This is a genomic window from Bacillus sp. FSL K6-0994 (assembly GCF_038630815.1).
Lineage (GTDB): Bacteria > Bacillota > Bacilli > Bacillales > Bacillaceae > Bacillus > Bacillus safensis.
This window is the reverse complement of sequence record NZ_CP152043.1, coordinates 2,964,837-2,979,567: the sequence shown is the minus strand read 5'-3', so window position 1 is coordinate 2,979,567 and position 14,731 is coordinate 2,964,837. Positions and strand designations below refer to the sequence as shown.

Sequence of the window (14,731 nt, the reverse complement as noted above, 5' to 3'; positions counted from 1 at the left end):
GATGGCTAAAAAAATGCCAGATGTTGGTGAATATAAATACGGCTTTTCTGATAAAGACGTTTCCATTTTCCGTTCAGAGCGCGGACTGACAAAAGAGATCGTTGAAGAAATTTCTCGTATGAAAGAAGAGCCTCAGTGGATGCTCGACTTCCGTTTGAAATCTCTTGAGCACTTTTACAACATGCCGATGCCACAATGGGGCGGAGATTTAAATGCATTAAACTTTGATGAAATTACGTACTACGTAAAGCCATCAGAGCGCTCTGAGCGTTCTTGGGATGAAGTACCAGAAGAAATCAAACAAACCTTTGATAAGCTTGGTATCCCAGAAGCAGAGCAAAAATATTTAGCTGGTGTATCTGCTCAGTATGAATCTGAAGTTGTGTATCACAACATGAAGCAGGATCTTGAAGATCTAGGAATTGTGTTTAAAGATACAGACAGCGCATTAAAAGAGAACGAAGACATCTTCCGTGAGCACTGGGCAAAAGTCATTCCTCCGACTGACAACAAATTTGCTGCGCTTAACTCGGCTGTATGGTCTGGTGGTTCATTTATCTACGTACCAAAAGGCGTAAAAGTAGATACTCCACTTCAAGCATACTTCCGTATCAACTCTGAAAACATGGGTCAGTTCGAGCGTACACTGATCATCGTTGATGAAGGCGCACATGTGCATTACGTAGAAGGCTGTACAGCACCAGTTTACACAACAAACTCACTTCACAGTGCGGTAGTTGAAATCATCGTGAAAAAAGGCGGCTACTGCCGTTATACAACGATTCAAAACTGGGCAAACAACGTCTTCAACCTTGTGACAAAACGTACAGTATGTGAAGAGAATGCAACAATGGAATGGATTGATGGAAACATCGGTTCTAAGCTGACAATGAAATACCCAGCGGTCATCTTAAAAGGTGAGGGCGCTCGTGGTATGACATTAAGTATTGCCCTAGCAGGTAAAGGTCAGCACCAAGATGCAGGTGCGAAAATGATTCACCTTGCACCAAACACATCTTCAACAATCGTATCGAAATCGATTTCGAAACAAGGCGGTAAAGTGACGTACCGCGGAATCGTTCACTTCGGACGCAAAGCAGAGGGTGCACGCTCAAACATCGAGTGTGATACACTCATCATGGATAACAAATCAACATCTGATACGATCCCTTACAATGAAATCTTAAACGACAACATTTCATTAGAGCACGAAGCAAAAGTATCAAAAGTATCAGAAGAACAGCTATTCTACTTGATGAGCCGCGGAATTTCTGAAGAAGAAGCAACAGAAATGATCGTCATGGGCTTCATCGAGCCATTCACAAAAGAACTGCCAATGGAATACGCCGTTGAAATGAACCGTTTGATTAAGTTTGAAATGGAAGGTTCTATTGGTTAAGATAGAAGAAGCCTTTGTGTATCAAGGGTTTAAGGGGTTATTATAAAATGTAAATTTGTCGGAGTGGCGATTTTGTGCCGATATGATTTTATCTTTTAGTGTAGGAGGCGAACTTTTGAAGTTCGTCTTCTTCTATTTTTTCAGTAATATCAAGATAAGTATCCGCTATTGTTTTGATGGTTTTATGGCCCAATCGATTTGATACATATTTAAGGCTTGCACCTGATTCACGTTGCAGAACCGCATGGATATGTCTATGTCTAAAGCCATAGTTGCCTTTATAATCAACAACAGCTTTTTTGCGCAATAACTCTGCATTGTATCACAGATAGTAGAGGGTGTTAAATAATGACGGTGACAATTTTGAAAAATGATACTATCTTCATTTTTATGAAATTTTTCATTTCCTAAAATTAATTCATTTTTCTTTAATTTGAATTTCTTTAATTCACGGACTATATCATAGTCTATTTTGATAGTGCGATAGGAAGGCACCTCAGGCATGATAATAAGAAGATACCGGTACAACTAATACCGTATAAAGAATTACGAGAGAAGTTATAAAACAGTTGGATAAAGAGCTGAAAGACAGAGAGTTGTTAGAAAAAGTAAAGAAAGATCGTCAAGAATGCTTGCCAAATTGTTAAACAAACATTTACTTGAGTACTTGAACATCCTCTTTTGGAATCCCCCCTATGTAATGTTTTTATAGCATAATGGGAAAAACAGCGGTAAGGGAACCTTTTCCGACCAAGCAGAAGTTCTAAAAGTTTTTTTGTAAATTAGAATCACTCTAGGAGGTACAATAGGAAACGTTAGGATTTAAATTCTCCTAACGTTTTAGAAATTGACTTTAATTGTTAGTCATTAATTAATTTCACTAATAAAATATTTGTCAGGGAAGTGTTTGTTTAGCATTTCGAGAAGGTCAGAGCCTCTTAATAATTCTACACCTGTTAATTTACCTTCTTGTAATCCAGCTGGTGTATAATCAGAAGTTGTAATACAAATACCTTGAGTAAAACCGTCGGTCATTTTAACGCTGTTTAGACGTTGGATTGGTTCACTTCCAACATTTCCAATCCATCTTTTCACTTGGAAAATAAACCTTTCTTGCTTATTAGTACGTATATTTAATTTTGTTGCAACCAGATCCACTCCACGGTCACCCGCTCCACCCATTCGAGCAACATTTTGGTAACCTTCCTTAATAAGCAACTGTTTTATTAACTCTTCTAAACCATAAGGGTCAATTGTCCTCAGGTCAAACAAGTTTTCACCATATTGATTTTTATAGGATTCTTTTCTGATATAACCACGTTCTGTTTCTTCGCAAAAATTTAAAATGAGATTGTTTATATCTGATTCTTTAGATTTTGAGTCAATTATTTCTTCAAGCAATCCAGGGTCTCCGTTGCAAAGCTTATCACTTATTTCAAAATAGATATCTTCCAAAGCAAAAATACCGTTTTGTTTAACCAGTAGATTTTCAATAATAACAGGAATAATATCATAAAGCTTTACAAACAGGGTTTCAGAATCTTCTAGGTCAACATAGAGTTTATCTTCATCAAGGTAAACTCTATGTTTAAAATCAATTTTAAAATTATCCTTTATAATCCGCTTAACTCTTTCCTGTTGAGGAGAATTTGCGGTAGTACGATTTTTAGTAACTTCACTTTCGATATCGATTATTAGCTTACTCAAGCTATACGGGGCAGAGCTCTCTTGGATTTTCTTGTAAACAAACTTTTTAATGTCAAACTCTACATTCTTATCACTAATAAACCAGTATCTCTGGTTTTCAGGTAACTTAGTAAAGATCAAGTACATTTCTTTTGAAAGTGTGCTTTTAAATGCTGCTTGCTTGCGTAATGTAGGGTCAGATATTGTCTTATCAATCCGTGTTATATATTCAAACCCATTTTGTCTAGCCTTTAAGATATACTGAGAAAGTAAATCGAAATACTTTTTCTGTCCAAGGTTTACGGCTAATACCACAAAGCCGTTGGTATTGATGCTATTGCTAAAAGCACCAAACATTTTGTTAATATCACTTACATGATGTTCGTAATCTTTATCTCTTTTTCTGGTTGGTGCGTTTGAAACAACGACTTCTTTTTCTAGTAGTTCACCTTTTAAAGCATACGTAGATTTATCAACGAAGTGATATAGCCAGTCCCGGTATAACTGGTTTCGTTCCAAATAAGGGACTTGGTCGTGGTAAGGGGGGTCAGTTAGAATTAAATCCACTTTATTATCCCCTATGAAGGTTGATGACATAAAATCGTTGTAATCAGAATTCACAAATGTAAAACAGTTCTGTAGCCATTCTTCGTTTTCTTCAATATATTTTTTGTGAAACTGCTTGTATTTGTTGTACTTTTCTTCAAACAGGTACCAGACATTCATTTCCTGGGCTTGTTCACGCATAACCTGATAGATATACTCAGAGCCAGATCCATATTGCGCAATCCTAGAAAGGGTCAAGCTAGCAACTATGAAGTGTTGGAGCAAATTCTTCTCGTGACACTCTGGCAAGGATGAAATTGCTTCTTGTAATTTCAACAATGCCAATTTGTTACGGGTTGTAAAATTAGTATCATATTTGTCAGCGCCAGAGCCTTTTGTAATGTTAATCCTACTATTTTCTATTAGTTTATGGTTTGGGAATTTAGAAACATCACTTTTTTCAAGGGATTTAATTTTTTGCTTGTCAAATGAGTCAAACTGTTTTGTTGTATTTCCACACTCAGGACACTTGTGGATCATTATTATATTTTTCCCATCCTTTATATCACGGTGTGCTTTAGGATGGAGATAATTATCAGTTTCAGGGTCAAAATGAAGCTTTTTAATATAGTTTTTTGTATTACAGCAACGGGTTTCGTAGAGAGAACGTATTTCTTCGAAACATTGTTCTTTAACTTGATTAAACAACTTTAATAAATGGCTTAAATTTGCAGTATGATAAAGAGTATTTACTACGTCAAATGTATAGTTATCTAGTTCGCTTCCATAGAATGTTTTATTACTTGCGCAAGCTGAATTGATATAAGCACCTGAACCAATAAAAGGATCAAGAACAATGCCGTCAGTGTCGGTAAGTATGTCCATTATAATTTTTCCTATTTCGGGGGATTTACGCCCTTTAAAATTAAATTGATTTTTTAAAAGGGTTGGTACTCTACTTTTTACATCACGAAGTTTCCTTCTTAACATTAAGGTTTTTTCAATAACCTTTGGATCGGCTTTTGAAGCCATTGATTGGTATGAAATATGATTCTCCATATTAATCCCCCTCATTTTTAAATAAATCACCAACAGAAATGTTGAAATAGTGTGCAGCTGTAACGATAAAAGTCCATGACAAGTTCCTTTGGTGGTTTCGCTTTCTTTGTAGTACATAGAAATAGTTACTTGAGTAGTTACTTTCGAAAAAGCTCTCAAACTTGTCTGGATTTTGAATGTCATGATCAATTAAGAGTTTCAGAATGTTTTGTTTGGCAACATTTGATGGTATGAAAATATCTGGACTTTGCGATAAAATACTATCCTCAGTAATATGCGTGGATACAAAATCGGAAAAATGAACTTTCAAGCTACTTGTTAGCATAGTTATTTCCGCACGATGAAGTTCTGGAAGCTTTTCTTTGTAGTACCAGCTAGAAATTGTACGATAAGGAATGCCTGTTTTTTCACTAATGCTTTCAAAGAAATCTTTGTTTTTAGACCACCTATAATGTCTAATAAGAAAATTGATATTGGTATACACATGTTCTTTTACATCATCTTTTTTCATATCAACTATTTTTTTAAATTGGTAATCCAACCGAAACACTCCAAATTTTTTAAGTTGTTATCAGTTTATTTCAAATAGCAACGATTATTTGTTACTTATAGTGGAATTTCGTGGTATGATCGATTTAAGGAAAATGAACAATTCGAGGAAAATGATTTATTGTTGTAGAATTTTAAGATATAATGATTGTTTGAAGACTAGAGGTGGAACAATGAAAAAAGAATTCCCAATACTTAATTATCCAGGCAGTAAACGTAACTTGCTAAGCTTTATTGATGAATATATAACTAGCCATATTCCGAAAGATAAGGCAATTTTTGATATATTCGCTGGTAGTGGAGCGGTTTCATACTTTTATAAAGATAGATTTAAAGTATATGCAAATGATTCAGAACAGTATTCATCTGTAATACTAAATGCGTTATTAAAATTCCAACCTAACAATAAGATTGATGAATTATTAAAAGAAATGGATCATTTTAGCGATTTTAATAAGCTGAAATTAATAAGTATATATAGCGATTGGATTAATAAAGAAAAAGAATTGTTAGAGTCCTTAAAATTTGATGAGATTGAACAGTTTTATATGTCTTTCCCTAATGTATGGAAGGGAAATGTGATTTTGAATAATATGGAAGTGACTATTGAAACGTTGAGAACACTCCCTTTTTATTGCCTTTTTACTAGTTACTATTCGGGGAATTATTTTGGCGTGTATCAATCTGTGGAAATAGACAGCATAAGGTATGCACTAGAGAAAGCTGACATAAATGTTAAAACTAAAAATATGCTCCTTTCAGCATTGTTTTATGCAATGAAAGAAGCGGTTTTTAGTAAGGACGGTCACATGGCTCAGCCGCTTGGATTAAGTAACAACTTGGAGAAGTTATTTAAAAGAAGAAATGTATCGATTTATGAAAAATTTGTTTCAAAGGTAACAGACTTTTATTCTGCTAGTTTTTTAACGGAGGATAAAGGTAATAAAGTTTTTAATTATACTTTTGACGAGTTGTTATTCAATAAATCGGAATTATTTAATGATGTAGGATTCATCTATGCTGATCCACCATATACAGATATGCAGTATTCTCGGTATTTCCACTTGCTAAATACGTTAGTAAATTATCAGTATCCAGAAATGACAATGTACAGGGGGAATTTATCTAAAGGCCTATATACTGAAAATAGATTCCAGTCACCTTTAAGTCAAAAATCAAAAGCGATTGATTATCATAAACACCTGTTTGACTATTGTAAGAATAAAAAAATTGGACTTGCATTTAGTTTTGCATATCCTTTTGATCCAGATAGTCAACCGACTAATCGCTATGTTTTAAACATATTAGATTTAATTGACTATGGGAAAAGTGTATTTAAAGATGATTTCCAATACTATACTCAAGACTATAGTCATTCAAATAATCGCAATAGCAATTCTAAGAAAGTACTCGAATATTTATTACTGTATACACCATAGAAAAGAGGGGATGAAAAATGGATTTATACTCACTAAAACAGAAGATTTCAGGGGTAAAGCCAACAAATCGTAACCCTCTTTATCAATCTCATTTGTATTGGTCACAAAAACCTTTTAATATCAGTGATTTGTTAATTGAAGAACTTACTGAAGAAGGCGATATTGTATTTGACCCATTCATGGGTTCGGGTGTAAGTATTATTGAGTCAGTTTTGCTAAACCGTAAGTCAGTAGGTGTGGAAATAAACGAATTACCGATTTTCATTGTGGATACACTATTACAAAAAATAGAAAACATAGAGAAGCTTGAGAATTTCCTTAAGGATTTTGAAGATTTTGTAAATGGGTTAAACAAATATTATAAAACATGGTCAGTTGAAAATGATGATCATGGAATTATAAAAAAAGTAATATTTGATAGGAAGTCACCATTCGCTGAACCTATAATTAAGGAAATACACTATCAGCATCAAGGAAACAGAACCAACTTTATAAAAGAGCCAGATATTTTTGATGTTGAACAATTTTCTTTAAATAAAGGTTATAAATTTATACGTGATTATGTGATGGTGCCAAATAGTCGTTTAGCAGTTCATGAAGAACAAAATGTAGCTTCACTTTTTACACCAAGAGCATTATGTGTAATTGATGATATCTTAGGGTATGAAGCTAGCTTAGATGACCGAAATTATCAGGACATAATTAGATACATTTTAATGAGTTCACTTCATTTGATAAAAATTACAGATTTGAAATCTAATTCACAATGGCCACTCTGGACGCCTAAGGAAAATTGTTTAGAAAAAAATGCCATTGATGTAATTAAAAGACGAATTCGGTTAGTTTATGAATCGTATGATTTTGTTGATAAAAATTTCAATGAAACAATAAAGAAAGTATCAGATTTCAAAGAACTGTCTGATGATGGAAATTACCTGATATTAAATAAAGGCACTCAGCACCTTAATAGTGAGGACATTCCTGATAATAGTATAGATTTAGTCATAACCGATCCGCCATACTTAGGACAAGTGCTATATTCTGAGTATATGCAGTTATATTATCCATTTTTAGATCTGAATTTCAATCTAGAGGATGAAATTGTTATATCCAATGCAAAGGGGAGGAATAAAGATGAAAAATCTTATTTCGATTTACTTGACCAGAGCTTTAGGAAAACAACCAAAAAACTTAAAAAGGGAAAAATAATGTGCATATATTTTCATGACAGTAATTTAGATGTATGGAACAGGCTAATAAATATTACGAAGAAACACGGGTTGCACTTTTTAGGCCAAGTTCATGTTTATAAAAAACTGACACTTAAAAATATCCTAAGTCCTAAAAAATCACTCCAAGGTGATTCCATTTTATTTTTTATAAATGAAAAAAGAGACTACGAAGTAATTGAAGCAGAAACGCTAGATGAAATAGTTGAGAATGTTGTCACTCATGTTAAATTTGAACTTAAAAATAAAGGTTCATTAACTACGACACAATTGATGGATGACGGATTAATGGAATATATAATACAAAACAACTGGTTAGGTGAACTTAGTTCAAAATATAAGAGTATTATTGATGTTTTTGAACCTTATGTGAAATGGGACAAAGAAAAGGGTAAATGGTTTTTGTAATAAATAAGAAAAAGAGATGTTACTAACGCGTTCAGATGGTCTGAAAAAATGGTAAATTTCACAAAATAAGAGTGCAAATCGCTTGGCGTTTCGCACTCTTATTTTTATTGATATAACACTATTTATTATCTTTTGACCCTTAATTAAACTAACAAAGCAAGCAACAAAAAATTTGAAACCTTCTATCAAAAGCAAATGTAGTATAACAGTAATTCACATGTATAAAACAGCAAAAGATAAAGCTGATAGAGAAGATGTTAGAAAAGTGAGCTTAAAAAAAGCTCGCAATTACTGCGAGCTAAATAATGGACTTTCTTCGGTTATTTCATTGATTTATCGTGCAAAGTTCATGCCAAGTCCGAAATACCTTTATATAGGGGTTTGACCGCCCTTTTTATAGATTATTTCATGACTTTTCGAGCAACATTAATCAAGTTTGAAATGGAAGGCTCTATTGGTTAATACAAAACATTGATGCACAACGCTTTTTGAGGGAATTTATTTTCGAGTCACACCACTTGTTAATGAAAAGCCTTCATGGCGTTGTGTTTTTTATATGTGGGTGTGCAGAAGTATATAGTGTTTATCCTCAACAAATGGCGCTTACTCACTTCATGATGGAACGACAGATTAATCTAGATCATGTAGTCAGGTCCATCCCTCCAATCACATCATCATTAAGCCATCATATTTTCTAATGGAATCAAACTTTTCTCTAAACGAACATAAATACTTGCAACATATAAATTAGTACTGTATAGTTCTAATTATGACAAAGGCAAAATTAATGAATCAAAAGCGTGTACTTGAAGTAGCTGCGACATTATTTTTAGAAAAAGGGTTTGCTTATACCAGTATGGATGAATTGGTACGTGTAAGCAAAGTGTCAAAGTCGAATGTGTATTATCACTTTTCTAATAAGGAGGAATTATTAGAAGGGGTCGTTGATTATTGGATTGATATGTATCAAGCTGCAATAGACGACGTAATGTCTCAGACCCAATTTTCAGTTGAAGATCGTATCCAAATGTTTTTAAAGCAATTATCACAAGGCGTCCAGTCGAGAGAGTATCAGGGAGGCTGTCCATTTATTACTCTTTATATTCAAAGTCCTGCACAGGCCACGCAAATAAAAGAAAAAATAGGTCTTTTTTTTACAGGATTACAAAAGAAAGTTTCTCTATTACTGAAACAAGGTCTAGAGAACGGGGAATTCAGAGATACGATTCAGATTGATGAGGTGGCATCACTTTTTATTACAAATCTTGAAGGGGCGTTATTTATTTCAGAAACACTGAAGGATGCCACTGTCATCACAAAAACAGCAGATCATTTATTTAACTTGCTTCGATAAAGAAGCATTTTTTTTACATCAAATTAGTACTATGTAGTACTAAAAAGGAGCCTTCATATGAAAACAGTATTTTTAATTGGTGGAACAGGCTTTATCGGAAAGCAATTAGTCGAAGAATTAGCCAAAGAGGATGTGAACATTCTTCTTTTAGTGAGGTCGAAAAGTAAAGCGACACGCATTTTTCAAGAAAGAGGCATTTTAAAAGAGTCAGTGATGCACTTTGTTGAAGGTGATTTGACGAAAATAGATTTAGGTCTAAGTGCTGAAGATAAGGAAAGGGTATTGAAAACGGATGTGATCATTCACGCAGGAGGCCCCATGGATATTCAAGCGACAAGTAATGAGGCAGCTTCCGTCTTTTTAAATGGCGCCAAACATATGAGTGAATTAGCTAAAAGTATTCATCAATCGAAGGGCTTGCATCAATTTATTCATGTTGTTGGTTATATGAGTCCCTTTGATGATCAAAATAGCAAGGTTACAATTGATGTGTTTAAAGAAGGAAACAGCTATTTGAAAATAAAAAATCCATATGAGAGAACAAAATTTTTAGCAGATCTTTATATCCGTCAACAGGCATCAGCAATAGGTTATCCGCTGTCTGTCATTAATCCGCCAACTGTGGTCGGTAGTAGTAAAACAGGGAGTACAGAGCAGATAGCAGGATTAGGTTTGCTTGTAAAGAGTATGCGAAGAGGGCTCATGCCAGTGATTCCTGGAGGTAAAGGATATAGGCTGCCACTGATTTCAAACGATGAGTTTGCGAAGTTTATTGTGCAGGTTTTCAGGATGGAGCAGCCGGCTATTCAAACATTTACACTTGTTGAAGACAAAAAGCATGATCAGAACATTGCTGAATTATTAAGTGTGATGTCGGAAAGTATGAATATGAGGGCACCAAAAATCTCTGTCCCAATGCCACTAATGAAAGCTGTTATGAATAGTGGCGTAAACAAAATCACTAAAATTCCTTCTGACGGACTGAATTTTATGACAAAACGAACATTCTCAAATGTTTCAGCGAAAAAAATAATGGGAGACGATTGGTTTAAGAAGACGAGTGTCATGAACTTTTTCCCTGCCGTAGCAGCTGATCTAGATTATCGAATGATGGATCAACATGGTGAGCATCATCATGTATTTGAGCGAACATTATGCGATAACAATACCCTTTACCAACTAAAAGGAGAGGGGAAACCATTTATTTTATTACATGGTTTATTGAGTGATGGAGAGGATTTATTTCCTTTAGCACAAGAGCTTCATGAAAAAACGGGTCAACCGGTATGGATATTGGATCTTCCAGGTTTGGGACGTTCTCCATTTAAACGAGAGAAACATCTTCTAGATATCTATTTGAATGTAGTGAAAAAGGTATTGGAGAAAGCGGCTAATGGTGCACATCTAATTGGCCATTCATTTGGTGCGTTTATTTTACTAGAAGCATTGGGACAAGGGTACATAGATAAGAAGTATTCAATCACTTTACTTCAGCCGCCTGTTGCTAAAAAAAATGCTAAATCGCTAAATGTTCCACAATGGATGAACAAATGGTCTTTAAAATTAGCAACTCCTAAAATGATAGAGCGTTATTTATTAAGTAATGGTTTGTTTGAAAGGATGGAGAGCATCCCTGAACATTATATTGAAAAAATCAGAAACAGCTTTACTTCTCCTAGAATTTTAAATACGACGGTTCAGCTTAACCAGTTACTATTGAAAAACAATCAAGGGGAATTCAACGACGTAAGAAAGGATAATCTTCATATTATCTGGGGGGAGTATGACAGAGGATATTCTGCTCCATCGCATTTTGGAAAAGTTGATGTTGTCCCATATGGTCATCATTTCCCTCTTAGCCATCCGAGTGAAACGGCAGCATTGGTTATAAAAAATAGTCTTATTAGCAGTTGAGAATGTGGGATAAATAAAGTATGTCGTAATTGAAAAATCGCATTGCTTGTGGTCCCGCCGATGCCCGCATCAACTGAAAGATTATATAGCACCCTAAAACGAAAAAGGTGATTTTTATTAAAAAAAGCACGATTTTTCGTTTTGGGTCTTTTTGATTAAATAGAGGTTAATTAGGTGCATAAAACTCCTCTAAGGTTTTCGTCATATCATCAGATGCAGATTGTAAGATCGCATCTTGCTCTAAAATCGCGGTTCCTTGTGCTCGGACAATATGAAATTGATGAAACCCCATCAAGTTTTGAAATATTTCTTTTAGATAATAATGTGAAAATTCCATAGGTGTATATCGATCGTGATTTGTGAAAATTGAGCCGCTTGCTTGAAGTAAAAGTACACGATAATCGTCAGTCATCAGACCAACAGAACCATTTTCTGTATATTTGAACGTTTCTCTCGCAATAAAGATATTATCTATATAATCTTTCATTCGTGAAGTCACATTGAAATTATGAACAGGTGACACGATCACAATTCGATGATGTGCTTTGAATTGAGCCAATAAAGCAGATGAAGCAGCGGCGATTTTTTCCTCGGCAGCCGTTAATGCTTGTTTGGATGCTTGCTTATCCCAAATTCCTAGCAGCTGTTCTTTTTCGATACGAGGAATTTCAGTTCCATATAAATGTAAAATGGTTGGTTCCTCATGAGGAAACCTTTCTTTAAATTGTTTTAAAAATAGTGTTTGCAGTTTGTTTGAATAACTTTCTCGATGAGTGAAATCTGGGTGCGCGTTAATGATTAATGTTTGCATGTACATGCTCCTTTTCTTTTGATAAGCTGAGTATAAATGATAAAGGTGACAAAAGAAGGCACCCTTTTAAGAGGGAAAACAAATGAAAAAATCAGAACGATTAAACCAAGAACTTATTTTTTTAAGCGATAAACACTCTTTTCAGTTAAAGGACTTACAGTCCGAATTTGGCATTTCTAAAAGGACGGCTTTAAGAGATATAGAAGAGCTGGAGTCAATGGGTTTAGCTTTTTACGTTGAAAATGGCAGACATGGAGGATATCGACTGGTGAATCAATCTCCATTGGTTCCTATTTATTTCAATATTGAAGAAGTCCAAGCTATTTTTTTCGCTCTTAAAGCGCTAGACCTGGTGTCAGCAACACCATTTAAAAAATCCTACTCACAAATTCGGCAAAAGTTGTTTGCCACAATGTCTGATGAGAGAAAGCAAATGATTACGGAGACTTTGGATGTGATTCATTACTATAATGTCGCACCAGTTAGTGAACAAAATCATTTGGAATTGATTTTACAGGCAATGATGAAAGATCAAATCGTGAAGATGACGTACACTCAATATGAAAATAAATGGATCAGGCTGCAATTTCTTGAGTTGTTTTATCGAAATGGCATTTGGTTTTCTCAAGCATATGATGTTCAAAATAAAAAGTGGGGCATCTATAGATGTGACTTTATGAAGGACATGATGATTGAAGAAGAAATGAGAGACACATTTACGAAGGATGAATTAAAAGAACTGCAGCTCGAGTACGAAAAAACTTATCATGATATCTCATTTAAATGTCGATTAACGGAACAAGGAAAAGAAAAGTTTTTGAAGCATCATTACCCAAATATGAGATTGGAGATCATTGATCAGATTCCTTATATTGTGGGTGGGTACAACCAAGAAGAATTATCGTATATGACACACTATTTGATGTCTTTTGGGAAACATGTGAAAATTGAATACCCAGATGAATTGAAAGAAAGTTATTTGAATCAATTGCGAGAAGTGATTGATCAGTATTGAAAGTAAACGAATTGTCTCTGAATCACAAAAAACTTCACATATTAAAAGAGGCGAATTATAGCAATTCGCCTCTTTTTTTTACTTCGCTGCATGAAATGTATTTGTTTTCGGTTGATCATCAACCTTCCCATACGTCAGCTGACGCCAGATAAACTCCATCGGGCCGTATTTAAACCGCTTTAACCATAATGTACTAAAGAGCAAGAGGAAGATATAAACCCCGAGTCCAATCATAAACGTGCCAGCGGGCTGAAGATGATCGGCAAGTCCGGCTCCGTATTTCAGAAATAGTGTTGTGCCAATGATGGAGTGAAGCAAATAGCAGGTCAATGACATCCGTCCAACTTTGGTAAAGACCATCAAAGCACCACGCAGCTGAGGGACGTGAAGAAACAGCATCGCAAGTGTACTCATATAGAACATACTGCCTGTTAATCCGCCGTTTTGTTCAAGGGCAGAGGCTATGTTCATCCAGAGTGTATTTTCAAAAGGATTGACCGCTGCTATGATCGTACTGCCTTGGGTGATGAGAAAAGCGATAGCAAAAATGATCCAAATGCGATTCCAAATCGCTTTTTTCGCCTCCATGTTTTTGAAAAACTTCATTTTCACAAAATACACACCAAGTAAAAACATGAAAAACATAGAATAGACGGTGGAAAAAGAACTGGAAGCCATTGTGACCATATCTGTCCACCGATCACTAATTGATGCTAAATAAGTCAGACTGTTGTGGCTGGTCAGCTCGAAATCAGCAAAATCCGGCTTGGCTGATGATGCTGTGTTCATGGTATTGAACAGCATCGTGAAAAAAGGTGTAAGCAATTGAATCACAAATAGTGTAATCAGCCAGTATAGGATGGTTTTAGCTGTGCGTTTGTAAAAGAAAAGCAATAAAAAGCCAGCGACTGCATAATAGGCCAAAATGTCACCAATCCAAACAAAGGTCAAATGCAGAAGGCCAAATCCTAAGAGAATGGTTAATCTGCGGGCAAACAGCTTGTTCGGGCTGTCCACCTTCTGAGCAGCTCGGTCCATAAAAATCATAAAACCAACCCCGAATAGAAAGGAAAACAGTGTAATGAATTTCCCCGAGGCAAACCAATTCACCACATTGTGAAAGACATCATTTGACAGCATGTCAAATCCCTTGGCTGAATCCACGATCAAAAAGTAATTGACTAGAATAATCCCCATTAAGGCGAATCCTCGTACAATGTCCAAGAAATGAACCCGTTCGCGCAGACTCATCGGTTGTCCGTGTGCTACTTTGTTTGCATTCATATCCATGCTCCTTTTCTTGTTATGATAAATGTAATGCG

Annotated in this window: 10 protein-coding genes; 6 read left to right on the top strand and 4 right to left on the bottom strand. The window is 35.1% G+C overall.

The window, feature by feature from the left end; all coding sequences use genetic code 11:
• The first annotated feature begins 1 nt into the window (after position 1).
• Positions 2–1,399, top strand: coding sequence for a Fe-S cluster assembly protein SufB (gene sufB, locus MHB69_RS15640; RefSeq protein ID WP_007500362.1), 1,398 nt, complete (start codon positions 2–4; stop codon positions 1,397–1,399).
• Between the two features lie 867 nt (positions 1,400–2,266).
• Here the strand turns inward: sufB and MHB69_RS15635 are convergent.
• Both MHB69_RS15635 and MHB69_RS15630 read right to left on the bottom strand, forming a co-directional pair.
• Positions 2,267–4,690 carry a restriction endonuclease gene (locus tag MHB69_RS15635; protein ID WP_342495761.1) on the bottom strand — a complete coding sequence of 808 codons (2,424 nt, stop codon included), beginning with the start codon at positions 4,688–4,690 and terminating at the stop codon, positions 2,267–2,269.
• Position 4,691: 1 nt separating this feature from the next.
• The gene (locus tag MHB69_RS15630) at positions 4,692–5,231 is read right to left on the bottom strand and encodes a hypothetical protein (RefSeq protein WP_214755391.1); all 540 of its coding nucleotides are present in this window, start codon (positions 5,229–5,231) and stop codon (positions 4,692–4,694) included.
• A gap of 181 nt (positions 5,232–5,412) precedes the next feature.
• On the opposite strand from MHB69_RS15630, the gene MHB69_RS15625 reads away from it, so the two are divergent.
• The 4 genes from MHB69_RS15625 (at position 5,413) to MHB69_RS15610 (ending at position 11,583) form a co-directional block, all read left to right on the top strand.
• Positions 5,413–6,678, top strand: a complete 1,266-nt coding sequence (locus MHB69_RS15625; RefSeq protein WP_214755392.1) for a DNA adenine methylase — start codon at positions 5,413–5,415, stop codon at positions 6,676–6,678.
• 17 nt (positions 6,679–6,695) lie between these two features.
• Complete coding sequence (locus tag MHB69_RS15620) at positions 6,696–8,315, top strand: DNA methyltransferase (RefSeq protein ID WP_214755393.1); 1,620 nt, start codon at positions 6,696–6,698, stop codon at positions 8,313–8,315.
• Between the two features lie 787 nt (positions 8,316–9,102).
• Positions 9,103–9,669 (top strand): TetR/AcrR family transcriptional regulator, encoded by a 567-nt coding sequence (locus MHB69_RS15615; RefSeq protein ID WP_342495760.1) that lies wholly within the window; start codon positions 9,103–9,105, stop codon positions 9,667–9,669.
• Between the two features lie 57 nt (positions 9,670–9,726).
• A complete protein-coding gene (locus MHB69_RS15610; RefSeq protein WP_342495759.1) occupies positions 9,727–11,583 on the top strand; it encodes an alpha/beta fold hydrolase in 1,857 nt (618 codons plus the stop codon).
• 166 nt (positions 11,584–11,749) lie between these two features.
• Here MHB69_RS15610 and MHB69_RS15605 read toward each other — a convergent pair whose 3' ends face one another.
• A complete protein-coding gene (locus MHB69_RS15605; RefSeq protein ID WP_342495758.1) occupies positions 11,750–12,394 on the bottom strand; it encodes an NAD(P)H-dependent oxidoreductase in 645 nt (214 codons plus the stop codon).
• Between the two features lie 82 nt (positions 12,395–12,476).
• On the opposite strand from MHB69_RS15605, the gene MHB69_RS15600 reads away from it, so the two are divergent.
• Positions 12,477–13,409: a WYL domain-containing protein gene (locus MHB69_RS15600; protein ID WP_061110048.1), complete on the top strand. Its 933-nt coding sequence runs from the start codon at positions 12,477–12,479 to the stop codon at positions 13,407–13,409.
• A 78-nt stretch (positions 13,410–13,487) separates the two neighbouring features.
• Here MHB69_RS15600 and MHB69_RS15595 read toward each other — a convergent pair whose 3' ends face one another.
• Positions 13,488–14,693, bottom strand: coding sequence for a DUF418 domain-containing protein (locus tag MHB69_RS15595; protein ID WP_342495757.1), 1,206 nt, complete (start codon positions 14,691–14,693; stop codon positions 13,488–13,490).
• Between the last annotated feature and the right edge of the window lie 38 nt (positions 14,694–14,731).